Source organism: Klebsiella sp. GG_Kp173 (assembly GCF_040062415.1).
Taxonomy (GTDB): Bacteria; Pseudomonadota; Gammaproteobacteria; order Enterobacterales; family Enterobacteriaceae; genus Klebsiella; species Klebsiella quasipneumoniae.
Map to the genome: position 1 here is coordinate 135,640 of NZ_JBEAFZ010000003.1, position 25,474 is coordinate 161,113.

18 protein-coding genes and 2 pseudogenes are annotated in these 25,474 nt (G+C 60.5%); 10 read left to right on the plus strand and 10 right to left on the minus strand.

All coding sequences use genetic code 11. The features are described 5' to 3' along the window. Positions 1-98 precede the first annotated feature (98 nt). The 4 genes from ABLU50_RS04080 to ABLU50_RS04095 all read left to right on the plus strand — a co-directional run bounded on the left by ABLU50_RS04080 (position 99) and on the right by ABLU50_RS04095 (position 5,476). Positions 99-1,496, plus strand: coding sequence for a YcjX family protein (locus ABLU50_RS04080; RefSeq protein WP_017900791.1), 1,398 nt, complete (start codon positions 99-101; stop codon positions 1,494-1,496). Then, positions 1,493-2,554 carry a YcjF family protein gene (locus tag ABLU50_RS04085; protein WP_017900790.1) on the plus strand — a complete coding sequence of 354 codons (1,062 nt, stop codon included), beginning with the start codon at positions 1,493-1,495 and terminating at the stop codon, positions 2,552-2,554. Before ABLU50_RS04080 ends, ABLU50_RS04085 begins: the two co-directional genes overlap by 4 nt. A 227-nt stretch (positions 2,555-2,781) precedes the next feature. Next, on the plus strand, positions 2,782-4,323 hold the full coding sequence (tyrR, locus tag ABLU50_RS04090; protein WP_004203915.1) for a transcriptional regulator TyrR: 1,542 nt from the start codon (positions 2,782-2,784) through the stop codon (positions 4,321-4,323). A gap of 100 nt (positions 4,324-4,423) precedes the next feature. Further along, positions 4,424-5,476: an AbrB family transcriptional regulator gene (locus ABLU50_RS04095; RefSeq protein WP_004203916.1), complete on the plus strand. Its 1,053-nt coding sequence runs from the start codon at positions 4,424-4,426 to the stop codon at positions 5,474-5,476. A 70-nt stretch (positions 5,477-5,546) separates the two neighbouring features. On the opposite strand, the gene tpx is transcribed toward ABLU50_RS04095, so the two are convergent. After that, positions 5,547-6,053: a thiol peroxidase gene (gene tpx / locus ABLU50_RS04100; protein WP_004203917.1), complete on the minus strand. Its 507-nt coding sequence runs from the start codon at positions 6,051-6,053 to the stop codon at positions 5,547-5,549. 102 nt (positions 6,054-6,155) lie between these two features. Here tpx and ycjG point away from each other — a divergent pair, with 102 nt between their 5' ends. Then, complete coding sequence (ycjG, locus tag ABLU50_RS04105; protein ID WP_087832815.1) at positions 6,156-7,121, plus strand: L-Ala-D/L-Glu epimerase; 966 nt, start codon at positions 6,156-6,158, stop codon at positions 7,119-7,121. 2 nt (positions 7,122-7,123) lie between these two features. On the opposite strand, the gene mpaA is transcribed toward ycjG, so the two are convergent. Continuing rightward, entirely contained in the window at positions 7,124-7,831 is a 708-nt protein-coding gene (gene mpaA, locus ABLU50_RS04110; protein WP_023318054.1) for a murein tripeptide amidase MpaA, read from the minus strand. Positions 7,832-7,903: 72 nt separating this feature from the next. Between mpaA and ABLU50_RS04115 the strand changes: the two are divergent. Together ABLU50_RS04115 and ABLU50_RS04120 are read left to right on the plus strand one after the other, a co-directional pair. Next, a pseudogene (locus tag ABLU50_RS04115) lies at positions 7,904-7,996 on the plus strand (hypothetical protein); the annotation flags it as partial. Between the two features lie 21 nt (positions 7,997-8,017). Then, complete coding sequence (locus ABLU50_RS04120) at positions 8,018-9,634, plus strand: peptide ABC transporter substrate-binding protein (protein ID WP_087832816.1); 1,617 nt, start codon at positions 8,018-8,020, stop codon at positions 9,632-9,634. A 302-nt stretch (positions 9,635-9,936) separates the two neighbouring features. Here ABLU50_RS04120 and ABLU50_RS04125 read toward each other — a convergent pair whose 3' ends face one another. Next, entirely contained in the window at positions 9,937-10,821 is an 885-nt protein-coding gene (locus ABLU50_RS04125; protein ID WP_087832817.1) for a LysR family transcriptional regulator, read from the minus strand. Positions 10,822-10,990: 169 nt separating this feature from the next. Between ABLU50_RS04125 and ABLU50_RS04130 the strand changes: the two genes are divergently transcribed. The 3 genes from ABLU50_RS04130 (at position 10,991) to ABLU50_RS04140 (ending at position 14,343) form a co-directional block, all read left to right on the plus strand. Next, positions 10,991-12,124 (plus strand): alpha/beta hydrolase, encoded by a 1,134-nt coding sequence (locus tag ABLU50_RS04130; protein WP_043521183.1) that lies wholly within the window; start codon positions 10,991-10,993, stop codon positions 12,122-12,124. A gap of 68 nt (positions 12,125-12,192) precedes the next feature. After that, positions 12,193-13,395 (plus strand): MFS transporter, encoded by a 1,203-nt coding sequence (locus ABLU50_RS04135; RefSeq protein WP_017898782.1) that lies wholly within the window; start codon positions 12,193-12,195, stop codon positions 13,393-13,395. A gap of 78 nt (positions 13,396-13,473) precedes the next feature. Further along, complete coding sequence (locus ABLU50_RS04140) at positions 13,474-14,343, plus strand: aldo/keto reductase (protein ID WP_017898781.1); 870 nt, start codon at positions 13,474-13,476, stop codon at positions 14,341-14,343. A gap of 24 nt (positions 14,344-14,367) precedes the next feature. On the opposite strand, the gene ABLU50_RS04145 is transcribed toward ABLU50_RS04140, so the two are convergent. The 7 genes and pseudogenes from ABLU50_RS04145 to ABLU50_RS04175 form a co-directional block, all read right to left on the minus strand. Continuing rightward, positions 14,368-16,566 (minus strand): glycoside hydrolase family 2 TIM barrel-domain containing protein, encoded by a 2,199-nt coding sequence (locus ABLU50_RS04145; protein WP_080837600.1) that lies wholly within the window; start codon positions 16,564-16,566, stop codon positions 14,368-14,370. Continuing rightward, positions 16,556-19,249, minus strand: a complete 2,694-nt coding sequence (locus tag ABLU50_RS04150; protein WP_087832819.1) for a response regulator — start codon at positions 19,247-19,249, stop codon at positions 16,556-16,558. The genes ABLU50_RS04145 and ABLU50_RS04150 overlap by 11 nt, the downstream gene beginning before the upstream one ends. Positions 19,250-19,251: 2 nt before the next feature. Then, positions 19,252-19,686, minus strand: coding sequence for a globin (locus tag ABLU50_RS04155; protein WP_004179506.1), 435 nt, complete (start codon positions 19,684-19,686; stop codon positions 19,252-19,254). Then, the gene (locus ABLU50_RS04160) at positions 19,683-21,077 is read right to left on the minus strand and encodes a DUF3131 domain-containing protein (protein WP_004203928.1); all 1,395 of its coding nucleotides are present in this window, start codon (positions 21,075-21,077) and stop codon (positions 19,683-19,685) included. The genes ABLU50_RS04155 and ABLU50_RS04160 overlap by 4 nt, the downstream gene beginning before the upstream one ends. After that, a complete protein-coding gene (locus ABLU50_RS04165) occupies positions 21,062-22,609 on the minus strand; it encodes a DUF3131 domain-containing protein (protein WP_064189257.1) in 1,548 nt (515 codons plus the stop codon). Before ABLU50_RS04165 ends, ABLU50_RS04160 begins: the two co-directional genes overlap by 16 nt. Next, positions 22,606-23,937 (minus strand): DUF3131 domain-containing protein, encoded by a 1,332-nt coding sequence (locus ABLU50_RS04170; protein WP_017898777.1) that lies wholly within the window; start codon positions 23,935-23,937, stop codon positions 22,606-22,608. The genes ABLU50_RS04165 and ABLU50_RS04170 overlap by 4 nt, the downstream gene beginning before the upstream one ends. Then, positions 23,934-25,421, minus strand: a pseudogene (locus ABLU50_RS04175) (glycosyltransferase); the annotation flags it as partial. The pseudogene ABLU50_RS04175 and the gene ABLU50_RS04170, both read right to left, overlap by 4 nt. Positions 25,422-25,474: the final 53 nt, after the last annotated feature.

The following is a 25,474-nucleotide window of genomic DNA, read 5'->3' on the forward strand; positions in this document are numbered from 1 at the left end:
GCCGTGGGGAAGGCGCAAAAGGATTAACGTTGTCCTGCTTATTCCCGGCGGATAGCTTATGATGACGAGACACACCTTCAGGGCATAACGGACTGGCGATGAAGCGACTGAAAACTGAACTGAATGCGCTGGTCAACCGCGGGGTTGACCGGCATTTACGCCTGGCGGTGACCGGCCTGAGCCGCAGCGGCAAAACGGCGTTTATCACCGCGCTGGTCAACCAACTGCTAAATATTCACACCGGCGCCCGCCTGCCGCTGCTGAGCGCCGCGCGAGAAGAGCGACTGCTTGGGGTCAAGCGCGTGCCGCAGCGGGACTTCGGCATTCCGCGATTCACCTACGATGAAGGGCTGGCCCAGCTGTACGGCCAGCCGCCCATGTGGCCAACCCCGACGCGCGGCGTGAGCGAGATCCGTCTCGCGCTGCGCTACCGTTCCAATGACTCCCTGCTGCGCCACTTTAAAGACACCTCCACGCTGTATCTGGAGATTGTCGACTATCCGGGGGAGTGGCTGCTCGATTTGCCGATGCTGGCGCAGGATTATCTGAGCTGGTCGCGGCAGATGACCGGACTCCTGCAGGGACAGCGTGCAGAGTGGTCGGCCCGCTGGCGGCAGCTATGCGCGGGGCTGGATCCGCTGGCTCCTGCCGACGAGGCCCGTCTGGCCGACATCGCCGCCGCCTGGACGGACTATCTGCACGCCTGTAAGCGTGAAGGGTTGCACTTTATCCAGCCCGGGCGCTTTGTCCTGCCCGGCGAAATGGCCGGCGCGCCGGCGCTACAGTTCTTCCCATGGCCAGACGTCGACGCCGTCGGCGAAGCCAAGCTGGCGCAAGCTGATAAACACAGCAACGCCGGCATGCTGCGCGAACGCTATAAGTACTACTGCGAAAAGGTAGTGAAGGGGTTCTACAAAGAGCACTTCCTGCGCTTCGACCGGCAGATTGTGCTGGTGGACTGCCTGCAGCCGCTCAACAGCGGGCCGCAGGCGTTTAACGATATGCGCCTGGCGCTGACCCAGCTGATGCAAAGTTTCCATTACGGGCAGCGCACCTTATTTCGCCGGCTGTTTTCGCCGGTCATCGACAAGCTGCTGTTCGCTGCCACCAAAGCCGACCACGTCACGGTGGATCAGCACAGCAATATGGTGTCGCTCCTGCAGCAGTTGATCCAGGATGCATGGCAGAATGCCGCCTTCGAGGGGATCAGTATGGATTGCCTGGGGCTGGCGTCCATTCAGGCGACCCAGAGCGGGCTGATTGAGCTGAACGGCGAGAAAATTCCCGCCCTGCGCGGCAATCGGCTGAGCGACGGCCAGCCGTTGACCATCTATCCCGGCGAGGTGCCGGCGCGCCTGCCGGGCCAGGCCTTCTGGCAGCAGCAGGGCTTTCAGTTTGAAAACTTTCGTCCGCAGGTCATGGATGTCGATCGGCCCTTGCCGCACATTCGCCTCGACGCGGCGCTGGAATTTTTGATTGGAGATAAACTGCGATGAGCGAACCGTTAAAACCGCGGATTGATTTTGATGGCCCGCTGCAGGCGGAAAAAACGCCGCCGCTGAAAAGCGCTCGCGCCTTCGACCGACTGGAAGCCGATAACTTCGCGCCGGCGCGTCTGGTGACCGGCGAAGAGGAAGAGGGAGCGGCAGAGGCGGTGGTGGAGTCAGTGCTGCGGCCGAAACGCAGTCTGTGGCGGCGGATGGTCAGCGCTGGCCTGGCGATCTTCGGCGTCAGCGTCGTGGCGCAAGGGGTGCAGTGGACCGCCAACGCCTGGCAGACCCAGGACTGGATTGCGCTGGGCGGCTGCGTCGCCGGGGCGCTGATCGTCGGCGCCGGCGTCGGATCGGTGGCCACCGAGTGGCGCCGCCTGTGGCGACTGCGCCAGCGCGCCCACGAACGCGATGAAGCCCGCGATATGCTGCACAGTCACGCGGTCGGTAAAGGGAAAGCCTTTTGTGAGAAGCTGGCGCAGCAGGCCGGGCTGGATCAGTCGCATCCGGCGCTGCAGCGCTGGTATGCCGCCATCCACGAAACGCAAAGCGACCGGGAAGTGGTCAGCCTCTATGCCCAACTGGTGCAGCCGGTGCTTGATGCTCAGGCGCGGCGGGAAATCAGCCGTTCGGCGGCGGAGTCGACGCTGATGATCGCCGTCAGCCCGCTGGCGCTGGTGGATATGGCGTTTATCGCCTGGCGCAATCTGCGGTTGATCAACCGGATTGCCACCCTGTACGGCATTGAGCTCGGGTATTACAGCCGCCTGCGCCTGTTTCGCCTGGTGCTGCTGAATATCGCTTTCGCCGGCGCCAGCGAACTGGTGCGCGAGGTGGGCATGGACTGGATGTCGCAGGATCTGGCGGCCCGGTTGTCGGCGCGCGCCGCGCAGGGCATCGGCGCCGGCCTGCTCACCGCCCGCCTCGGGATCAAGGCGATGGAGCTGTGCCGCCCGCTGCCGTGGCTCGCCGATGATAAACCGCGGCTCGGCGATTTTCGTCGCGAGCTGATTGGCCAGCTGAAAGAAACCCTGCAGAAAAGCAAAACCAGTCCGGAGAAGTAACCTCCGCTCAGAGACATTGCCGGGCGGCGGCTTCGCCTTGCCCGGCCTTGAGGTTATGTTGAATCCCGGCTCGCCCTGGCGTCAATTTCACCACTGACCGCCTGACTTTACGGCGCAACGCCCATTTTTCCGCCATGCTGTCAATAATTGTTGACAGTTGGCTTCCCGAAAGTCCATTCCTGGCCTATTATTCTCCGGTCATTGGCACTTTTAGGGTGAACACTCCCATGCGTCTTGAAGTCTTTTGTGAAGACCGCCTCGGTCTGACTCGTGAATTGCTCGATTTGCTGGTGCTGCGCGGCATTGATCTGCGTGGTATCGATATTGACCCTATTGGCCGTATCTACCTCAATTTTGCCGAACTGGAGTTTGCCACCTTCAGCAGCCTGATGGCGGAGATCCGCCGTATCGCCGGCGTGACAGACGTGCGCACCGTGCCGTGGATGCCATCTGAGCGTGAACATCTTGCGCTCAGCGCGCTGCTGGTGGCGATGCCGGAGCCGGTGCTGTCGCTGGATACCAAAGGCAGGGTCGAACTGGCCAACCCCGCCAGCTGCCTGCTGTTTGGCCAAAGCCAGGCGAAGCTGCGTAACCATCCGGTGGCCCAGCTGATCGCCGATTTCAACGTCCAGCGCTGGCTGGAAAGTAGCCCGCAGGAGACGCATGCGGAGCATGTGGTGGTGAACGGGCAGAACTACCTGCTGGAAGTGACCCCGGTCTATCTGGAAGGGGAGCATAACGAGCGAGTGCTGACCGGCGCCGTGGCGATGCTGCGCTCAACCGTGCGCATGGGACGGCAACTGCAGACCATGACCAGCCAGGACACCAGCGCCTTCAGTCAGATCCTCGCGGTGGGGCCGAAAATGCGCCACGTGGTGGAGCAAGCGCGCAAGCTGGCGATGCTCAGCGCGCCGCTGTTGATTGTCGGCGATACGGGCACCGGCAAAGATCTGCTGGCGCATGCCTGCCATCTGGCCAGCCCGCGGGCGGGCAAACCCTATCTGGCGCTTAACTGTGGCTCCATTCCCGAGGACGCGGTCGAGAGCGAACTGTTCGGCGACGCCCTGCAGGGCAAAAAAGGCTTCTTCGAGCAGGCCAACGGCGGTTCGGTGCTGCTGGATGAAATTGGCGAGATGTCGCCGCGCATGCAGACCAAGCTGCTGCGCTTTCTCAACGACGGCACCTTCCGCCGCGTTGGCGAGGATCATGAAGTACACGTCGATGTGCGGGTGATCTGCGCGACGCAGAAAAACCTGGTCGAGCTGGTGCAGAAAGGGCTGTTCCGCGAAGATCTCTACTATCGCCTCAACGTCCTGACCCTGTATCTGCCGCCGCTGCGCGACTGCCCGCAGGACATTATGCCGCTGACGGAGCTGTTTGTTGCCCGCTTTGCTGATGAGCAGGGGATCCCGCGGCCGAAGCTCTCCGCCGACCTGAGTACGGTGCTTACCCGATACAGCTGGCCCGGCAACGTTCGTCAGCTGAAGAATGCTGTCTATCGTGCGCTAACCCAGCTGGAAGGATTCGAACTGCGTCCGCAGGACATTCTGCTGCCGGACCACGACGTCGCCTCGCTGCCGGTGGGCGAGGAGGCCATGGAAGGGTCGCTGGACGACATTACCCGCCGTTTTGAGCGCTCGGTGCTAACCCAGCTCTATCGCAGCTACCCCAGCACCCGTAAGCTGGCGAAGCGGCTGGGGGTGTCGCATACCGCCATCGCTAATAAGCTGCGTGAATATGGCCTGAGTCAGAAAAAGGGCGACGAATAATCCCGCCAGGCCGGCGACCTGTGTCGCCGGCATTCGGCCTGCAAAGCTGGCCAAACCTGTATATACTGGTTTTTTAATTCTTTTTCCGGGGTGGTGCATCTTGGCGTCGCGTCGCGCGATCGGGCAGTGGCTGATATTGCTGCTGCTCTCCGTTCTCTTTTCCTCGCTGCTGTTACGCCTTCATTTGCCGGCAGCGCTGCTGCTGGGGCCGCTGATCGCCGGTCTCATTTTGAGCCTGCGCGGGGTGAAGCTGAGCATACCTCGCCCCTGTTATCTGGCGGCGCAGGCCATTGTTGGCTGCATGATCGCCAGGGCGATTAATCCCTCTGTTTTTGGCGTACTGTTCGCTAACTGGGCGCTGGTGCTGGCGATCCTGTTGACCACCCTGGCGATCAGTGGTCTCACCGGCTGGCTGTTGGTTCGCTATAGCGCGCTGCCGGGCGCCACCGGCGCCTGGGGAAGCTCTCCCGGCGGGGCGTCGGCAATGGTAGTGATGGCTCAGGAGTACGGGGCAGATGTGCGGCTGGTGGCGCTGATGCAGTATCTACGGGTGCTGTTTGTCGTCGGCGCGGCGGCGCTGGTGGTGCGCTATGCCCTGGGCAACGAGGCGCAGGCAATGAGCCAGGCCATCGTCTGGTTTGCGCCGTTGACCCTCAATTTTCCTATCACGCTGTTGCTGACGGCGGCGGCCTGTTGGCTGGGCGTCCGGCTGCGTATCCCTTCTGGAGCCATGCTGCTGCCGATGCTGTTCGGCGCGCTGGTCCAGGGCGGCGGCTGGGTGATGCTGGAGCTGCCGGAGTGGTTGCTGGCGATGGCCTACGCGGTGCTGGGCTGGACGGTGGGCCTGCAGTTTAACAAAGCGGTTTTTCTACTGGCCCTGAAGACGCTGCCGCAGATTATCGCCTCCATCCTCGGGCTGATCCTGATGTGTGCCCTGATGGCCCTTGCCCTGACTCATATTTTGCCGATGGACTTTATGACCGCCTATCTGGCCACTAGCCCCGGCGGGCTGGACACCGTGGCGATTATCGCCGCCGGTACCCGGGCGGATATGTCGTTCATCATGGCGCTGCAGACGCTGCGGCTGTTTACCATTTTGCTGACCGGTCCGGCGATGGCGCGGACGATTTCCCGCTATGCGCCGCGGCAATAAAAAGCCCCCGCAGAGCGGGGGCTGAGCAAAGCGAATGTCCGCAGGCGCGCTGCGCCAGGGCAGTCTGTTATCAGGCTTTCAGGGCGGCCAGCGCGGCGTCGTAGTCTGGCTCTTCGGTGATTTCGTTCACCAGCTGGCTGTAGACGACCTGATCGTTTTCATCGATAACGACCACGGCGCGAGCGGCCAGGCCAGCCAGCGGACCGGCAGAGATGGCGACGCCGTAGTCAGCGAGGAATGATGCGCCGCGCAGCGTGGAAAGGGTCACCACGTTGCTCAGGCCTTCGGCGCCGCAGAAGCGAGACTGGGCGAACGGCAGGTCAGCGGAAATGCACAGCACCACGGTGTTGTCCAGTTCAGCGGCCAGCTGGTTGAATTTACGCACTGATGCGGCGCACACGCCGGTATCAATGCTCGGGAAAATATTCAGTACTTTACGTTTGCCGGCGTACTGGCTCAGCGCGACGTCAGAGAGATCTTTGGCGACCAGCGTAAACGGCTGCGCTTTAGCGCCTGCCTGCGGAATGGTGCCCTGAACAGAAACGGGGTTGCCCTGGAAATGCACGGTTTGTGACATGGTTATCTTCCTGTTTACATATAGTTAACGTCGCGAGTAGTGTATGACATCCGCCAGCTACACGGCAAACCCTATTTAACATTGACCAGAGAGGACAAGGGAATGCGTAATGTGCGAGTGTATGAGGAAGCCTGGCCGCTCCACACCCCCTTTGTGATCGCCCGCGGCAGCCGCAGCGAAGCAAAAGTGGTGTTGGTGGAACTGGAAGAGGACGGTGTGAAAGGCGTGGGCGAATGCACGCCTTATCCACGCTATGGCGAAAGCATCGCGTCGGTCATGGCCCAGGTGATGGCTATCGGCGAGCAGCTGGAGGCGGGACTTACCCGCGAACAGCTGCAGCGGCTGCTGCCCGCAGGCGCCGCGCGCAATGCCATTGACTGCGCCCTGTGGGATCTGCAGGCGCGGCGCGAAGGCAAAACCTTGCCCCAACTGCTGGGAGTGACGTTGCCCGAGCGGGTGGTCACCGCCCAGACGGTGGTCATTGGCACGGCGGATCAGATGGCGGCCAGCGCCGCGGCGCTGTGGCAGAAGGGTGCTCAGCTGTTGAAGGTGAAGCTCGACGACCGGCTTATCAGCGAGCGGTTAATCGCTATTCGCCAGGCGGCGCCGCAGGCCACGTTGATTGTCGATGCCAATGAATCCTGGCACAGCGAGGGGCTGGCGGCGCGCTGCCAGCTGCTGGCGGACCTCGGCGTGGCGATGCTTGAGCAGCCGCTCCCCGCCGACGCCGATGCGGCGCTGGAAAACTTCGTTCATCCGTTACCGATTTGCGCCGACGAGAGCTGCCATACCCGGGAGAGCCTGCCGAGGCTGCGCGGGCGCTATGAGATGATCAATATCAAACTGGACAAAACCGGCGGCCTGACCGAAGCGCTGGCCCTGGCCGGGGAGGCGGAACGGCAGGGCTTTGAACGGATGCTGGGCTGTATGCTCTGCACCTCGCGGGGGATCGCCGCCGCGCTCCCCCTGGCGCCGCTGGCGCGCTTCGCCGACCTCGACGGCCCGACATGGCTGGCGGTGGACGTTGAGCCGGCGCTGCGGTTCAGCACCGGCGTGCTTCATCTTTAAGTTTAAGCCTGCCAGCGCAGCAGGTCGGTCATCGCCGGCAGGTAACGCTCCGTTGCCTCGTCGGCGGAGACCGGCGGAAACTCGGCGGTGATGCAGGGGAGCCCGATATCGGCGCACCAGCTGCCAAAGGAACCTGGGGTGTCGTAGCCCACGCTGCCCACCAGCGGCAGTGAGAAGGCGTCGGCCAGCCAGTGTCCCAGCGGGCTGTGTCCCGGGTCTTCGATGCAGGCCAGCGGATCGTGAAAGGAGACCACCCACGCCGGATGGATCTGATGGATCAACTGACACAGGGCCTGGGTCTCCCGCTCAGAGCCAGGCTGCTCGCCGGTCAACAGCACCACGTCTCGTTCCGCCGCCGCGCTGTTCCAGCGGTACACCGTTTCCCCTTGTCTCCAGTTAGCGGCCGGAAAGTTACGGTTGAGGTCAACGCCGCGGGCGTTGGCGCGTAGCCCGAGCTGACAGCCGTCAGGATTGACCGTCAGGACCACGTGGTGGCGGCGTAGCTCCGGCTTCAGAGTGCGCAGGGCGCAGGAGAGGGTCACAATCGACGAATTCTCATCGCCGTGGGTGCCGGCAATAATCAGGCCGCTGCGGCTGTCGGCCATCGGCGCAGGAAACCACAGCAGCGGCGCGCCCAGTTCCGAGCTGCCGTACTGCCGGGTTCCCGGCGGAAAGTCGCCGCGCTGCGGGCGAGGACGTGAAATAGACATAGGGCTTCCTGTGTGTCGTTATTATTCAGTGTTGGCGAAAAGCGTGTTGGAATCAAACCCATTCCCGGAGGCGTGAAATCCGACGGCACATCAATTTTCTATCATATGTTGTTTGCAATTTCAGGTGATGAAACAAATAATTATCGCTCTGTTGGCGGTGTTTTTTCTCATTTTAAAGGGGATCTTATGAAGTATCCTGTCGCTTTGACATGCGGCGCGCTGTGGTTAGCCAGCGTATCTTCTCTGGCCTGGGCGGCGGACGTACCGCCGGGCACGGTACTGGCGGAAAAACAGCAGTTGGTGCGCCATATCAAAGATGAACCCGCCTCGTTAGATCCCGCCAAAGCGGTGGGCCTGCCGGAAATCCAGGTGATCCGCGATCTGTTTGAAGGTTTAGTCAATCAGGATGCGAAAGGCAACCTGGTGCCGGGGGTGGCGACCCGCTGGCAGAGCAATGATAACCGCGTCTGGACCTTTACCCTGCGCGATAACGCCCGCTGGTCCGACGGTACGCCGGTCACCGCCGAGGATTTCGTCTATAGCTGGCAGCGTCTGGTGGATCCGAAAACCACTTCGCCGTTCGCCTGGTTTGCGGCGCTGGCGGGGATCGCCAACGCGCAGAACATCATCGACGGCAAAGCCGCGCCGGAGACCCTGGGGGTCACCGCCGTCGACGCCCACACCCTGCGGGTGCAGCTGGATAAGCCGCTGCCATGGTTCAGCAACCTGACCGCCAGCTTTGCCTTCTATCCGGTGCAAAAAGCCAATGTCGACAGCGGCGCGAACTGGACGCGGCCCGGCAGCCTGGTGGGCAACGGCGCCTATGTTCTCAAAGATCGCGTCGTGAATGAAAAGCTGGTGCTGGTGCCGAACACCCACTACTGGGATAACGCCAAAACGGTGATCCAGCAGGTCACCTTTGTGCCGATCAACCAGGAGTCCGCCGCCACCAAGCGCTATCTGGCCGGCGATATCGATATCACCGAATCTTTCCCGAAAAATATGTACCAGAAGCTGCTGAAGGATATTCCGGGACAGGTGTATACCCCGCCGCAGCTGGGCACCTACTATTACGCCTTTAATACCCAAAAAGGGCCGACAGCGGACGAGCGGGTGCGACTGGCGCTGAGTATGACCATCGATCGCCGGGTGATGGCGGAGAAAGTGCTAGGGACCGGGGAAAAACCGGCCTGGCGTTTCACACCGGACGTAACGGCGGGCTTCACGCCGCAGCCGTCGCAGTTTGAGAGTATGAGTCAGGCCGAGCTTAACGCCCAGGCGAAAGCCCTGCTGGCCGCCGCCGGCTATGGCCCGAATCGCCCGCTGAAGCTGACGCTGCTGTATAACACCTCTGAGAACCATCAGAAGATTGCCATCGCGGTGGCGTCGATGTGGAAGAAGAACCTCGGCGTGGATGTGAAACTGCAGAATCAGGAGTGGAAAACCTATATCGACAGCCGCAACACCGGCAATTTCGATGTGATCCGCGCCTCCTGGGTAGGGGATTACAACGAGCCGTCCACTTTCCTGTCGCTACTGACTTCCACCCACAGCGGAAATATTTCCCGCTTTAACGATCCGGCGTACGACAAAATCCTCGCCCAGGCGGCGGTGGAGAATTCGGCCAAAGCGCGTAACGACGATTACAACGCGGCGGAGAAGATCATTATGACCAAAGCGCCAATTGCGCCGATCTACCAGTACACCAACGGTCGGCTGATTAAGCCGTGGCTGAAAGGCTACCCGATCACCAACCCGGAAGATGTGGCCTACAGCCGTACCATGTATATCGTTAAACACTGATGCGTACTGGCCTCCTGCTCAGGGCAGGTAGCCATTGCTGAACCCAGAGCTGGCGCGGATTGCGGCGCCAGTTATTTATTAATAAGTAAATCAGCCAATTGAGAATTTGGTGCTTTAAGCTTTGCCAGATCTTAAAAATTAATATCGTCTTCATATAATTAAAAACCAGAACTAAATAATTTTTCATGTTCGAAATATATAAAAAGGCTGTCCTTTTCATATTATATATTCAGTAACTGGTCGCACCGAAGATCGACTTAAGTGAAAATACCAGTTTTCTGTAAGCCTGAAGGCGACCTCTACTACATTCGCAATGTATCAATGACCGCTCTCAGCGCGGGCGACACATTTCGGTGCGGGTAATAGAGAAATGAACCTTCCAGACGCTGGCTATAGCGCTGGAGCACCCGGATAAGCGTACCGCGTTGCAGATCATCTGTGACCAGCTCCTCCGGGACATAAGCCAGTCCCAGCCCCAGCCGCGCCGCTTTGGCCTCCATATAGCTGTCGGCGAAAGCCCACTGTCCCTGAGGCGGGTGGGTAATTTTTTTGCCTTCCACGTTAAGTTCCCAGGCGTACAGGCTGCCGTCGCCGAACTGATAGGCGATGCAGGGATGACCGGTTAAATCGGCAGGGGTTTGCGGAAAGCCGTAGCGACGAAAATGCTCCGGGGTTCCGACAACCGCCATCTCCATATCGGGCGAAATACGTACCGCAATCATGCCACTCCCCACTTCCGGGCCCAGACGCACGCCCGCATCGAAACGCTCCGCAATAATATCGACGAACCGGCTTTCGGTGATCAGTTCCAGGCGGATATCGGGATAGCGTTGTTTAAATATCGCCAGCTTAGGCAGCAGAACTTTATCAATAGCGTGCTGGCTGGCATTGATGCGAACCGTACCGGACGGTGTTTGCCGATAATGGGCCAGCGTGGCGAGTCCCATATCTAAGGCGTCGAAACCGGATTCGACATTGTGATAGAGCTGCTCACCCGCCTGAGTGAGCGACAACCGGCGGGTGGTGCGCACCAGAAGCTGAACGCCCAGCCGCTCTTCGAGTTCGCGAACCGCACGGCTGATCCCGGACTGCGCCAGACCCAGTCGTTGCGCTGCGGAGGTAAAACTGCCTTCCCGCACCACCTGCATAAACAGGTAGAGGTCATTATAGTTTTCCCGTTTCGCCATCTTCCGCCTCGTAACAATCGCGCTATTTAGAACTAAATGGTATTAATCTTAGCATTTTTTAGCCTCTAATAAGCACTTTTATTGCTAGCTACAATAAGCGCATGACAACAAAGCCCAGCAGCGTTGTCCTCTGGAGACTGGTTTTTACACGTTTATTTAGGGGGATTTAATGACGGTTTTCAGCAAAAAAATGACAGCCACGATACCCGCCATGCTGCTATGCGCCTTATTAAGTGGAGCCACAACGATGAGTTATGCTGATACAACTAACCCGAACGCACCTGTTTCATTGATTGAACAATGGGATAAAACATTCCCGGAGAGCGCAAAAGTGGATCACCGTAAGGTGACCTTTCAGAACCGCTACGGGATTACCTTAGTTGGAGATCTCTACCTGCCGAAGGATCGCGGTGAACGCAAACTGGCAGCTATTGCCGTGAGCGGTCCCTTCGGCGCGGTAAAAGAGCAGTCCAGCGGCCTGTATGCCCAGACGCTGGCCGAACAGGGGTTTGTCACCCTGGCGTTTGACCCATCCTATACGGGCGAAAGCGGTGGCTACCCACGCAACGTGGCCTCACCGGATATCAATACCGAGGATTTCAGTGCCGCGGTGGACTTTCTGGGCCTGCAAAAAGAGGTGGATCGCAACCGTATCGGTTTGCTCGGCATTTGCGGCTGGGGTGGTATGGCCCTAAACGACGCGGCGATGGATACACGCGTCAAAGCGGTGGCGACCAGCGTCATGTATGACATGAGCCGCGCGATGGGGCATGGGGTAGGCGATGGCAAAGACCGCTACACGACAGCCGACCGCCGAGCAGTACTGCAGTACTTGAACGCGCAGCGCTGGAAGGATGCGGCAAACGGCACTTTCGCCCCAGGTGGGCATGACATATATGTTGATGATAAAGGCAACGTCAGCGCTGCCGCTCGTATTTTGCCGGAAACCTTGCCCGCCAACCCCAACCCGGTCCTGAAAGAGTTCTTCGATTATTACCGTATGCCGCGAGGTTTCCATGCGCGTTCGGTTAATTCAACCGGGGCATGGAATGCGACGATGCCGCTGTCGTTTATGAATATGCCGCTGCTGAGTTACGCCAGCGAAGTGACTATTCCGACGCTTATTGTGACCGGCGAACAAGCCCATTCACGTTATTTTGCCGAAGATGCTTTCAAGGCGATCGGCAGCAAAGAGAAAGCGCTGGTGATTGTCCCTGGGGCAAACCATGTCGACCTCTATGACAACGCCGCGGGCAAAATTCCCTTCGCTACGTTCGCGCAGTTTTTCGAAACCAACCTGTAATCGCTCTCCTGTGCCGGAGACATCCCCAAAGCCGCCTGCAGGCGGCTTTGTTTTGTCGGAGATAAATAATGTCTGGATTACATAACACCCGCGCATACTGGAGCGGCGTCCTGGCGATGACGCTCTGCGTATTTGTGCTCATTGCCTCAGAGTTTATGCCGGTCAGTCTGTTGACACCCATCGCGGGTGATTTACACATTACCGAGGGATTAGCAGGCCAGGGGATCGCGCTTTCTGGCGCGCTGGCGGTACTGACCAGCCTGACGATTTCCCCTCTTACCGGGTCGCTGGACCGTAAATGGCTGCTGCTGGGGCTCACGGCGCTGATGGCGGCCTCAGGATTGATGATTGCCCAGGCGTCCAGTTTTCCGGTTTATATGCTGGGCAGGGCGCTCATCGGGATCGTCATTGGCGGATTCTGGTCATTGTCGGCAGCAACGGCCATTCGGCTGGTGCCGCAACGCCAGGTTCCCCGCGCGCTGGCCATTTTTAACGGTGGTAACGCATTGGCCACGGTCGTCGCGGCCCCGCTGGGCAGCTACCTGGGGGCCACCGTCGGCTGGCGCGGCGCCTTTTTATGTCTCGTCCCGCTGGCGATGGTAGCCTTCATCTGGCAATGCGTTAGCCTGCCATCGATGAAAAGTCAGCGCGCACCAGAGCGGCAGGGAACCGTGCTGCGTCTGTTCCGTCGCTCGACGGTATCCCTTGGATTGTTGGCCTGCGGGCTGTTCTTTATGGGGCAGTTTACCTTATTTACCTATGTGCGACCGTTTCTGGAGATAGTGACTCGAGTCAAGCCTTCTGGCCTCTCCCTGATATTACTGGCGATTGGCGCCGCCGGTTTTGTCGGCACGCTGCTTATTACGACCGTTCTGAACGCCCGGTTTTATCCGACACTGGTGGCTATCCCTTTGTTAATGGCCGCGATTGCCGGAACGCTTCTGCTGGCCGGGCACCACACAGGTTCAGTCGCCGTACTGTTAAGCCTGTGGGGCCTGCTGGCGACGGCAGCGCCCACCGGCTGGTGGACATGGATTGCGCGGACGCTGCCCGAGGATGCGGAGGCGGGCGGTGGTCTGATGGTCGCCGTGATCCAACTATCGATTGCCCTCGGGTCAACGGCAGGAGGCCTGGTGTTTGATAGTCTGGGATGGCGCAGCACTTTTGCTCTGAGCGGTCTGTTACTTTTGGGCGCGGCAGGGGGGAGCTTCCTGCTTTCTGTCAAACACAGGAGATATCAGCGCACTGCGATTAATGAGCTGGATGCATAAGTCAAATCACAAATGACGGGGTAATCGCGGCGATGTTTCTGGTCTATCATGAAATTTTTAACAAACTGAGACTGCACCGTGGAATATTGTGTATTAAGTAACAACCGTAAAATGCCGATGCTGGGTTTTGGCGTTTTTAAGGTGACCGATAAAGCAGAGTGTAAGCGGGCGGTGCTGAACGCTATTCGTACCGGCTATCGCCTTATCGATACCGCTGCCGTCTACGATAATGAAGATGCGGTGGGGGAGGCCGTTCGCGAAGCCATCGCCGAAGGTCTGTGTACCCGCGAGGCGCTATTTATCACCTCCAAACTGTGGGTTCAGGACATGGCCAACGCCGGGATGGCGAAAGCCGGTATCGCCGCGTCCTTAAAAAAATCCGGGCTGGAATACTTCGATCTTTATCTGTTGCATCAGGCGATGGGCGATTATTTCAGCGCCTGGCGCGCGCTGGAGGAGGCTTATGAGGCCGGTATCCTGAAAGCGATTGGCGTGTCCAATTTCTACGCCCATGTGTTAGCGAACTTCTGCGAAACCGTCAGAATTAAGCCGATGGTGAACCAGGTCGAACTGCATCCTTATTTCGCCCAGCCCGCGGCGCTGGAAACCATGAAGCACTATCACGTTCAGCCGGAAGCCTGGGCGCCGTTAGGCGGCGGCAGACATAACCCGTATGAAGAGGCAACGCTGCAGGAGATTGCCGATGCCCATCATAAAACCATTGCGCAGGTTATCCTGCGCTGGAACGTGCAGCGTGGCGTCACGGTAATTCCAAAATCCACCCGCCAGGAGCGTATTGAAGAGAATTTTGCCATCTGGGATTTCTCGCTCACCGCGCGCGAAATGGCGCAAATCAGCGCTCTGGATTTAGGCTATGTCGGCGAAGCGGTAAAACACTTTAACCCTCAATTCGTTCGCGGTTGTCTGGGGGTGAAAATCCACGACTGATCGCGGCTCAGCGGGAAGCCTCCTTCATTTCGCTGCCTGGGCCGCGGCGACGGGTTCGCTATGCTGGTTAGCCCCCACGCGTTTGCCGCGACGGTTGTCAATACGGTAGACGATCGTCACGGGCTGCTGGCCGGCGGGGGTGACGGTCAGCTCCCTGACCATCTGGCCGGCGTCGGGCGGCAGGGTCCGCGTGGTTTCCCCCTGAGTCAGTATCCGACCATTTTGCCTGACCTGCCAGGTCAGGCGACAATCCTCGCAGGCTGTCCAGGTATCGTTAATCGCCCACAGGCGCACCGTCGCCGGGCTACCCTGACGCCAGCTGGCGGTCACCGGCTCGATGGACGGCAGGATCGGCTGATAGGCGCGCTGCAGGGCATAGTAACCCGCCTTTGGCTGGCGCAGATAATCCACCACCCCCCAGTTGATGGAGGGCCATGTCTCGACAAACATAAACTGGAACAAGGCGGTCACCGGCTGATAACGCTGGCGACGATAGCTCTCCGCCGCCAGGGCCACCAGCCTGGCCTGATACGCCTGGGTGTTTTCAATCATCTCCTGAATATTGTTGCCTCGCGGAATCCCGGCGAATTTAAAGGTCTGGAAAGGCTGAAAATTATGGTACTTCCATCGCACCCAGCCGGGATCGTCGGCGGCGGTGGTTTTCGGCCACAGCAGACGGGCCGGGATAATGGTCTTCAGGGTGGAGAGGCGGGGCAGCGCCTGGGCGCCAAACTCGGTAATAATCCCGGTTTTCGCCGGGGCGAGCAGGTCGCGCAGGGTGCCGAAATACCACCCTGCCCAGTAGTGCTCTTCGACAGCGGAAAAGCGATGCACGATGCGGGAGGTGTCTTCCGCCAGCGCATCGCCCACCCGCTGCGTCAGGGTCTGGTTTAAGGTTTTACGCCAGTCGGGGAAGCGTTTCTCCATCCACGGCGAGTTCCACGGCGGCTCGTTGTGACCGCCCCAGACAATAATCGCCGGCGAATTGCCGAACTGGTCCATCATCGCCCGGGTCTGGCGCACGGCGTTATCGGCGAAGGCGGCGCTGTCATCATAACCCCACTGCAGCGGGACATCCTGCCAAATTATGAGTCCCATCTCATCGGCCACCTCATACAGCGCGCGGCCCGCCACGTGGCCATGAACGCGGATGGCGTTGGCGTTCATCGCCGTGACCAGTCTGAAATCCCGGCGATACTTTTTCCGCGTCATGGTGCTCAGCCACGGCGAGCCAATATAGTTGCTGCCCTTGATGAACAGCCGTCTGTCATTGATGCGCCAGCCCTGATTATCCGCCAGCGCTTCTACCTTACGTAATCCGGTGCGGGTGACGGCGGTATCCATGATCCCCCGCTTATCCACGAGGGTGGCGCGCACGCGGTACAGGTTCGGTTTACCTGTGCCCACCGGCCACCAGAGCTTTGCCGAGGGCATGGGCAGCGAGACGCGCAGAGTGCCTGCGGTATTCTCCAGGGTGACCGCAAAGGCCTGCTGAAAAGGCGGGCCGGAAAAATTGTCCGGGGTGGCCGTCAGGCGCAGCGTGACGGGGCCGGGCGTCACGGCCCGATAGCGGATTTCGGCACGCAGCATGGGCTTCTCCAGCCCCTGTCGCCAGTCCGGGCGCAGGATCACCTCGTCGATAGTGACGCCGCGGCTCAGATGGAGCTTCACCGGCGCCCAGATCCCCCCGGAGTTGGCATCCTGCCCCTGAACCGACCAGGCGCCGCCCGGACGGGTATCGTGCTGATTGAGGATCCCTTTCATCAGCGTCTTGTGCAGCGGCCAGATTTTTTGCGGGTCTTCATAGGGGCTGTCGACCCGCACGGCGAGCTGATTATGGCGGCGAACGGCCCCGGTGATGTCCACCGGGAAGCGCTGAAAATAGCCTTCGTGCCGGGTCAGCGTCTTGCCGTTGAGCGCCACCTCGGCAAAGTAATCGACGCCGTCAAACACCAGCGTAGCCATGGCGTCCGGCGTCAGGCCATGCAGGGTAAATTGATGGCGATACCACAGGGCGCCCTGATGATCGTATCCGGCGCTGTACCAGTTTGCCGGTACCCGCAACGTGCGCCAGTCGCCGTCCGAAGCCTGCGCTCCGGCGAAGGCGCTGTCGTTGGCGTCATGCACCCGCCATTGTCCGGCCAGTGACCAGGTCACCGGCGCAGAACCGGCGTGCGCCAGCGGCAGGCAAATGACCAGCAGCAGAAGACGTCTAGCGATCATGGGGAACCTCCTGCGTTCTGCGGCGCAGCCACAGGTGGCAGCCCGCGATCGCCTCGGTCAGCGCGTCGCGCAGGTCGCCCGGCACGCTTTGGTCTGGCGAGGCCGCCTGGCTCTCCAGCCGCTGGAGCACACTGGCAAGGCGTTGAAAACCAAGGGTGGCCGCCTCGCCGCGCAGTTTGTGGGCGGCGCGGCGCCATGTCTCCCGGTCATTGGCGTCAATGGCGTGGTTGAGGGCGGCGGCCGCAGCATTAAGTCCTGCAGCGAAGAGTCCCAGCAACTCCTCGACAAGCTCAGGATCGTCGGCGCACTGTTTCAGCAGGCGGGCTTCGTCCGGCAGGCCTTCCTCTTCCTCCGGCGCGCTATCTTCCGCCGCGACGACGCGGGCGATGGCTTCCCGTAGCGCCTCCTGGCTCACCGGCTTGGCGATATAGCCGTCAAAACCCATCGCCAGACAGCGTTCTCTATCGCCCTGCATAGCGTGGGCGGTCATGGCAATCGCGGGCTGATGTTGCCTGCCCAGCGCCTGGGTCTCTTCCCGCAGCAGGCGGATGGCGGTTTCACCGTCCATCTCCGGCATTTGCAGATCGATCAGCAGAAGATCCCAGCAGGCTGCGCGCCAGCGCTCCAGCGCTTCCCGACCGTTGTTCACTACTTCGCAGCGGTGACCCAACTGCTCCAGCAGCCGTCTGGCGACCTTCTGGTTTACCAGGTTGTCCTCGGCGAGCAGGATATTTAGCCCGGTCAGGTCCCTGACCGGTTGCGCAACGTGGGCAGGCGTTGTCGTCACCACCGGCGTGGGCACCAGAATGCCGGCGATAACCTGATGCAGTTCGCGCTGTGCCACCGGTTTATGCAGATAGTGGGCAATGCCGATGCGCTTAAGCATATTGGCGTCAAAATGACGGCTCATGGAGCTGAGCATAACAATCTGGCTTTGCCTGGCTTCAGGCAAAGCGGAGAGTTCCAGCGCCAGGGATACGCCGTCCATATCCGGCATCTGCGCGTCCAGCAGGATCAGCGGCCATGGCGGGCCTTCGGCGGCCCGGCGTAGCGCCTCGCCAGCGTTGTTCACGCAGGTTGGCATCAGTCCCATCTGGCGAAGCATGGCGTCAAGCAGGCGCAGGTTGGTGCTGTTGTCGTCAACCACCAGCACACGCTGGTGGTTGAAGCGGCTCAGCGGGGCGCTACCGGAGGCCGCGGCGTTCAGGCCTTCCAGCGGCAGGGTGAAGGCAAATTCGCTGCCTGCCCCAGGCTGGCTCTCCACCGTCAGCTCACCGCCCATCAGGCTGACCAGGCGGGCCGAAATGGTTAACCCCAGTCCGGTGCCGCCGTAGCGACGGGTGGTGGAGCTATCGGCCTGGCTGAAGGCCTCGAAGATCGCCTTTTGCTTCTCCGGGGCAATGCCGATGCCGGTATCGCGAATGCGAAAGCACCAGTGGTTTTCGTCCTCGGCCGGCGCTATCGCCAGCAGGACCTCCCCCTGATGAGTGAACTTCAGGGCATTACCCAGCAGGTTGGTCAGGATTTGCCGCAGCCGGGGGCCATCGACGATCAGCACCTCAGGCACCGCAGGGGAGATATCCACCAGCAGCTCAATGCCCTTTTCGCTGGCGGCAGGCATATGCGGGCGGATCAGCGACTGAACAAAAGGGCGGATCTCCAGCGGCTCTACGTCCACCTGCATCTTGCCCGACTCAATGCGTGAAAAATCAAGAATGTCATTGATAATGTGCAGCAGCGACTGGGCTGAGCTCATCACCAGCGAAAGGTACTCCCGCTGCTCCGCGGTCAGCGGCGTGTCGAGGCAGAGCTGCGTCATGCCGAGAATGCCGTTCATCGGGGTGCGGATTTCGTGGCTCATATTGGCGAGGAAAGCGCTTTTCGCTTCGTTCGCCTCACGGGCCTCCTTCGCCGCCTCAATGGCCAGCAGCTCTGCGGCTTTGCGCCGGGTAATATCCTGCAAGGTGCCGATCACCCGCTCTGCCTGCTGCTGCATGTTGAGGGTGACGATCTGCCCCGAGAGCAGCATCCAGCGCCAGCCCTGCGTCGGGTGCTGGACGCGAAGCTCACATTCAAAAACCGGCATGTGCTCGTTTTGCGAGGCGATCATCGCCTGCTGCAGAGTGGCGCGATCGTCCTCGTGGACCAGGTTGAGCATAAAGCGCAGCGGAAAGCGCCACTGCGCCCGCGACTGGCCGACCATCGCCAGCAGGGTGTCATTCACCTGCAGGCTGTCGCCGGAGACCTGCCAGTCCCAGATGCCGATCTGGATCGACTCCGCGGTGAATAAAAAGTCATCATGCAGTTGATGACGCGAACGCCGGGCCTCGTCAAGCTCGGTGATGTCGGTATGCAGGCTGACAATCCCGCCATCCGCCAGCCGCTGATGCTGAACGTAAATCCGGCGGTTGCCCGACTGGCGGACCTCGCAGTGGTTCGTCTGGCGGCAGTTGCGGATAATCGCCTCGCGCAGCGTCTGTTGCCGGCCTGGGTCGATGTTATATCCGGCATCGATAAACTTCTCCGCCAGGCTCTCAAGAGAGGCGCCGACGGCGAGCCAGGGCGCGATCGTTGGATAAAACAGCGCCACCTTATCATTCCAGGCCTGCAGTCGTTCGCGCTCATCGTAGATCATCACCGCCGAGGGCAGGAGGTTAAGGTCGTTACGGTTAGCGGCATGCATGATTACTGGCCAACAGTTTGATAGTGGAGCTCCGCCTGGCGGCGCAGATACTCGAGCCCAGGGGCGATGGCCATTGCCCATGCGGTGAGGATCTCCTCATCGCACAGCGGATCACAGGCGCGGACGGTTTTGAGCATCGCTTCCCGCCAGAGGGCAAAAAACCGCGGCGGTAGACGCAGGCCTTCCTCGCTCTGCGCTCGCGCCAGCCGTTCCAGAAAATCGGGTACAAAGAGGTCGCCGTTGACCGCCAGCATGGCGAAAAAGCTCTTAAAGATCATCTGCTGGCCTTCCTCACCGGAGCGTTGGGAGAAGTGCTGCTCGGTTTCCGGTGACATATGGATAAAGGTGCTGTAGAAGGCCTGGAAGAAGCGCTGTTTGTCGTGCTCTGGTACGACGCGATTCAGGCTGGCTTCAAAGAGATCGCGATAAAACTTCATGGTGCGCTCCTCATGACCCGTTCGCCCGGCAGGCAGCGGCGGGGCGGGTTAAATTCGTCCGTCGCGCGGTGGGCAAAGTAGCTGTTGTCATCCGCGAGGCCGTTTTTGAACAACGGCCCGGCGTTGTGTTTGTAAAACAGCGCCTCCAGCACCATGGCGTTGGTGGAGAGGGTGAGGGTGGCGTTGACGTCGCCGGTGGCCTCGACCCGTCCTTCAAACCAGCCGCGCTGCGGGTCGTTAAGATGGGTAGTGACCGCCATCAGCGCATCGGTATACTCGGTTTCCCACAGCGTCCACAGGACAAAGACCGCTTTGGTGGTCACCTGCGCCAGCCGGGGGTAGTACTTCCCGTCGTCCCCGAGCGTATTCCAGGCGTAGCCATTCCCCCAGACGGTGTCTTCCACGTGCCAGGGCGCCTGGGTAAGCGAAAAATCGGCCCGGGCGGTAAGCACCTTATCCTGCGTCCAGCGCGTTTTCTGGCTTAGCCATATCCCTTCCGCCCGCTCGCGCATGGCTTTTTGCGCCATCTCCGGCACGCCGGGCGGCTGCCAGCCGAACTCCAGTCCCGGCAGCATGGCGGGCAGAGTAGAGAGCACCACGGGTTGCCAGGTGGTTCGCGGGTCGCGGTCGTCAACGGCGAGGCGGCGCTGATAAATAATCACATGGCGCGCCGGGGGAGAGAGGGCCTTGCCGGCCGGAAATCCCCACAGGCGAAACGCGCTGGCGGCGTATTCACTGTCTCCTAGCCGGAGCTCCTCGCGGATCGTCCGCTGACCGTTCTGCAGTGAGGCGGACCACAGCTCCCCGTCTTTATCGATAACCGGACAGAAGTTCCAGCGCAGGACAATTTTATCAATGTATTCACCATACTGCGGCGCGCGTTCGGCGGTGAGCCGCAGGGCGAGCATCAGTCGGGCCATATCTTTTGCTGACCAGCCGCTGGCCGCCGGTTTGCCGCTGAAGTCGACAGGGGTCGCCGTCTGAGTGGAGTATAGCCTGCCCGGCGAACCGCCGTCGGTCAGCGTCAGGCGATTGAGGGTGCCGAGCAGGGGCGTCAGGCGGGCGTCGAATTCCGCTTCCTTTACCAACCCCAGCTCTCTGGCGGCGAGCAGGGCGATAAGGGTGTCGCCCATCTGCCATAGCGTTGCGCGGGGCTGTTTGTCGCTGCCGTTGACCAGGCCGGTTTGCGGCTGGGTATTGTTCTCGACGTACCGCCAGGCGATCTGCGCCCACGTGCGCTCCTGCGGCGTCAGGCTGCTGATGCGGGCAGTGGTGTGCCAGCCGCCTTTGGTCAGCCAGCGCCACCCCGCGCCTTCGCGATAAAACAGCGCCAGGGCGATAAGAAAAAGGACGACGGCGATGGCCAGCCAGCGGGCTATGGTTTTAAGCATTGCGCGGTCACCGGCGGAAGTTTAATGGGCTCGTCAGCCTTGCAGGCGGCACACTGGCAGGCCTGGCAGGCGGGTTTGGTGCGCTGCGTGGTCCCGGTCTGCTCGCACCATGTTTTGACGGCGGGGGTGTTGCTCAGGAACGGGCGATTGCGCGGGCCGTTATTGGGTTCAAAGAGATCCACCAGCTTCTTGTCCCACAGCGACGGGGCGAAATCGCGGTTTTTCGGATTGTCGCTGGAAAACTGCAGCAGTTTTCCCTCCTTTTTAAATAGCAGTGCTTCCAGCATGATGCCGTTGTTGTTGGCGGTAAACTCATTGATTGGCCCGTCGCCGTTCTCATACAACCCCTCGTAATAGCCTTTTCCCGCTTCGTTCGCGTTTTCAATGGCGTCCAGCAGACGATCGGTATAGGGCGAGTTCCACAGCACCCACATCCCCATCGCCGCTTTGAGCGACACGGCGGCGCTATTCGGTACGAACTGGCCCTTGTCGGTTATGGTGTTCCAGTTAAAGCCGTCGCTGAACACGGTGTCATAGACAAAGTACGGGGATTTATCGAGCTGATGCTCGGAGCGGGCGGTGAGGATCCCGGTGATGGCGTAGCGATTCTCCTGGGCCTGGTAGACCCGGTCAGCGAAGTTTTTCATCCAGGGATGGGAGTACTCGCGCGGGCTGTTGTTCCGGTCACCAGGGTTATCAAAGCCAAACTCCATGCCATACAGCACGTAGGATTCACTAACCACATAGTTATGCTGGCTGGTTTGCCGTGGGTCGCGCGAATCATAGGGGACCAGCACGCAGTAAATCTCCGCCAGCTCGTAGGGCTGCGGCCGGCTGGCCTGACAGGTGTTAAATCCCCACAGCTGAAAGCCCGCCGCGCCGTACTCCTCGTATCCCAGACGGCCTTCCTGAACGTATTTGGGCTGGCCGTTTTCCAGATACGCCCCGTACAGCGTGCCGCAGGGATCGACCACATGGCTAAAATCCCACCCCAGCACCACATTATCGATGCTGTTGCTGTATTCCGGATAGCGCTCCTTGATCACCTTCAGCCAGATCAGCATTCTGCCGATATCCAGCGCCGAAAAGCCGATTTCACCCGGCTTGTTCTGGTAGTTAACCTTTTGTCCGCTTATCGTGTTATAGGCTTTGTTGGGTAGTTCGTTACGGAATAAATCGAGCTTATTCAACGTGGCGAGAAACTTCAGCATCCGACGGTCAAATTCCGCCTTATCAATAATCCCCAACTCACGGGCTGCGGTCATCGCGGCCAGATAGGAGGCGCTGTCCCACATGGTGGTGGAGGGGTATTTGTTTACCGCATTCACCAGCCCGGTGGTGGGCTGAAAGTTGGCGACGAAGTATTGCCAGGCGTTTCTGGCGATAGTCATCTCCCTCGGCGTCAGCTCCCCGCTGCGCGGGGCGTATTCCGCAGCCGGCAGACCGGTCGCGGCCTGCGCGCCGGAGAGCGAGAGCCACAGCGCCATGAGTCCGGCCAGCAGGGGAAAACGGGAAAAATAGGTCAGCTTCATGGCGTTGCTCCTGCTGAGGACGAGGGTAGAGGGGCAGGGCTCAGGCAGGCCAGACACAGCATCTGCCCCCGGGAAATGTAGGCCAGGCTTTCCAGCACGATCGCGTTGGTATCGCCGTCAATAACGTCGTTGACGCTGCGGTTGAGATTTAACCCTCGCTGCCAGCCCTTGCCCGGGACCTGCAGCGTCTGCACCTGCTGGCGCAGCGCCTCGCTCCAGCTATTACGGAACAGGGCGTACCAGGCAAAGGCGGTGCGGGTGGAGGTGATCGCCGTTTGCTCCGGGGCGGTGCTGCGTGGGGCGAAGGCGCTCTGCGGCTGCCGGTCCGCCAGCGCGCTGGCATAATCCGGCGCGGGCTCGGCGTAGTCAGTGCTGATCGGCGGCTTGCTGACCCTCAGGCTATGACGGCGCTGCTGGATTTGCATGATGCGCCAGGCGATCTCCGCACTCTGCGCGTCAAAGCCCAGCTCAAGTCCGGTGAGCAGGTACGGCAGGCTGATCAGCGAAGGCTGCCGACCCCAGGGCGTGCGCAGCCCCTCGTCGGGCACCATGATGCCGTCGATATCGATCATCTGCTGCCCCTGCGGCGGGTTGGTCACCGCCAGCCCCGCCGCGCTGTCGATCAACCGCAGCGTATGGCTGGCGTACAGCCGGTAGCCAAAGCTGTCCCGCGGTTCATCCGCCGCCAGCGCCCAGTGGTGCAGCGGCGCCGCGGCCTGGCTGGCGGGGCTGTTGCTGATGAGCGCGCCGACCCGCCACTGATTAAACAGATCCCGCACCGCGGCGGCGTGCTGAGGATAGCGCCAGAGCAGGGTTTGCAGGGCGGTGAGCAGGCGTCCCATACCGATGGCGGAGGAGTCCGGGTTGCCGAGGATCTGCAGCGTGTCGGCATGGTACTGAGCGGCGGGCAATCCCTGGGCGTTGAGGGGCAGTTGACCGAGGGTAAACAGGGCGGCGGCAATGCGCTCATCACCTTCGGCGGCGGTCACAATATGCAGCTGCTCTGCGGCGACCACGGCGAAAAGATAGCTTCCGACGCTCCACAGGCTGAGCCAGGGTTCGCCATCGTGCGCGTTGGCCAGGCCGTTTGGCTGGGTATTGTTGACATAATACTGCCAGGCCACCCGCGCCCAGATCGCCTCGTCAAAGGTCAGCTCGCGCGGGGGAGGGAGCGGCGGAAAATCCTGGCTCAACGTCATCCCGCCGCTGCTCTCGACGCGCGCGGGCATTTGTTTTTCCACCCACACGACAATCGCAAAACCCAGCAGGAAGCCAATGAGGATAGTGAGATAGCTGCGCGCGGATAGCAGGGCGTCGCGGATCCTCATCGGCTCGCCTCCTGCTCTTCGGGGGGCGTCCACATGGCGGCGAAGATCAGTGGCAGCATGGCGGCAATATTCACCGCGCCCCAGAAAATGTTGATGACGTACCCGGAGGGGTCGTCAACCTGACCGCGCGCCACCTGAATACCGCCCCATATCAGCCCCGACAGGGTGAGCAAAACGATGGCAATTTGCGGCTTGACGAGATAGAGAAAACGGCCCGTCTGTCGCTCTTTCGGCGTAACGTGAAATTTGATCTGCTCCCCGCGCAAAACGGTGTCCAGCGCCCGCAGATTCATCGAGAAAAAGGAGAGGTAAGAGGCCCGGCCGTCCCAGGCAGAAATGCCCCAGGTGCCGAACATAAAGGCCAGTTCGGAGACAATAAAAAAGGGTAAAAAGTGCAGATAGAAAGGGGTAGACCACGCCGACACCGGCGGAATGCCGGTGAAGAGATAGATAACAGGCGAGATCAGGAACACGGTGTTCCACACGCAAGCCAGATACGACCAGAAGGTGGTCGCGTACATCAGCGTTTGCGGCAGCGAGAGTTTAAAGCGGCGTCGGTTGAAGATGTTGTCATGGAACAGGATATCCAGCGATCCGGCGGCGTACTTAAAGCGCTGGATCATCCACGTCAGCATATCCTGCGGAGAGAGCATTTTCGACTCGATCCGCGGGTGCATTACCGAGCGCCAGCGGCGGGCAGCGTCGCCGTGTAGCAGGATTGAGGTATAAATATCTTCCGAGACGTGGAACTTATAGGGCGTCAGTTCAGTATCGAAGGCAACGTGGGGGCGCATGGCGTCCTGCAGCGCTTCCCGCGTTGCCGGGTCGCGAATATCCCGCGTATGACGCGCGATTTCGGCGTCAACGCTCCAGACGTAGCTGCGCAGCGCCGCCTGCATCACCGCTTCCCGTCGGTGAACGGAGGCGGCGCCACAGCAGAACGCGGCGTTAGCCCAGTTGCGGCGCCGTAAAATCACGTCGTAAAACATGCGCGGATCGTTGAAAAAAGGATCGCGACCAATGGTCACCGGACCGACGATTTTCTGCGCCAGCCAGCCCACGCCATAGCCTGCGCCGCCTGCTTTACGCCGCAGCCAGCGCGCCAGATCCTCCCCCTCCGGGAGATCGAAAAACCATTGTGGGGTCTGCACCCAGGCGACGTCCGGATCGCGAAAATAGCCGAGCGTGTGGCTCAGCAGGGTCGGGAAAACGCGGGTATCGGCATCACAGATGATCAGAAAGTCGCCATCGGTATGTTCCAGCCCGTTGCGCAGGTTACCGGCCTTATAGCCGATATTGCTCTGACGGGTGATATAGTTCGCCCCCTCCTGCTCGCAGACCGCCTTCATCTCCGGGCGACGCCCGTCGTCAAGGACATGCACCTTATAATCGAGCGGACCAGGATAGGTCATCCGCATGGCGTCACGAATCGATAGCCTGACCAGCTCCACGTCTTCGGAGTAGGTGGCGATAAACAGATCGAGGCTTTGTTGAATAAATCAGATTTCGGGTAAGTCTCCCCCGTAGCGGGTTGTGT

Excerpts from the sequence above, each read along its gene's own strand:
- tpx (WP_004203917.1), bottom strand. The coding sequence starts at position 6,053 with ATGTCACAAACCGTGCATTTCCAGGGCAACCCCGTTTCTGTTCAGGGC.
- ABLU50_RS04135 (WP_017898782.1), top strand. The coding sequence starts at position 12,193 with ATGTCTGGATTACATAACACCCGCGCATACTGGAGCGGCGTCCTGGCG.
- ABLU50_RS04150 (WP_087832819.1), bottom strand. The coding sequence starts at position 19,249 with ATGCATGCCGCTAACCGTAACGACCTTAACCTCCTGCCCTCGGCGGTG.
- ABLU50_RS04125 (WP_087832817.1), bottom strand. The coding sequence starts at position 10,821 with ATGGCGAAACGGGAAAACTATAATGACCTCTACCTGTTTATGCAGGTG.
- ABLU50_RS04155 (WP_004179506.1), bottom strand. The coding sequence starts at position 19,686 with ATGAAGTTTTATCGCGATCTCTTTGAAGCCAGCCTGAATCGCGTCGTA.
- ABLU50_RS04085 (WP_017900790.1), top strand. The coding sequence starts at position 1,493 with ATGAGCGAACCGTTAAAACCGCGGATTGATTTTGATGGCCCGCTGCAG.
- ABLU50_RS04080 (WP_017900791.1), top strand. The coding sequence starts at position 99 with ATGAAGCGACTGAAAACTGAACTGAATGCGCTGGTCAACCGCGGGGTT.
- ABLU50_RS04120 (WP_087832816.1), top strand. The coding sequence starts at position 8,018 with ATGAAGTATCCTGTCGCTTTGACATGCGGCGCGCTGTGGTTAGCCAGC.
- ABLU50_RS04160 (WP_004203928.1), bottom strand. The coding sequence starts at position 21,077 with ATGCTTAAAACCATAGCCCGCTGGCTGGCCATCGCCGTCGTCCTTTTT.
- ABLU50_RS04145 (WP_080837600.1), bottom strand. The coding sequence starts at position 16,566 with ATGATCGCTAGACGTCTTCTGCTGCTGGTCATTTGCCTGCCGCTGGCG.
- mpaA (WP_023318054.1), bottom strand. The coding sequence starts at position 7,831 with ATGTCTATTTCACGTCCTCGCCCGCAGCGCGGCGACTTTCCGCCGGGA.
- tyrR (WP_004203915.1), top strand. The coding sequence starts at position 2,782 with ATGCGTCTTGAAGTCTTTTGTGAAGACCGCCTCGGTCTGACTCGTGAA.
- ABLU50_RS04130 (WP_043521183.1), top strand. The coding sequence starts at position 10,991 with ATGACGGTTTTCAGCAAAAAAATGACAGCCACGATACCCGCCATGCTG.
- ABLU50_RS04170 (WP_017898777.1), bottom strand. The coding sequence starts at position 23,937 with ATGAGGATCCGCGACGCCCTGCTATCCGCGCGCAGCTATCTCACTATC.
- ycjG (WP_087832815.1), top strand. The coding sequence starts at position 6,156 with ATGCGTAATGTGCGAGTGTATGAGGAAGCCTGGCCGCTCCACACCCCC.
- ABLU50_RS04165 (WP_064189257.1), bottom strand. The coding sequence starts at position 22,609 with ATGAAGCTGACCTATTTTTCCCGTTTTCCCCTGCTGGCCGGACTCATG.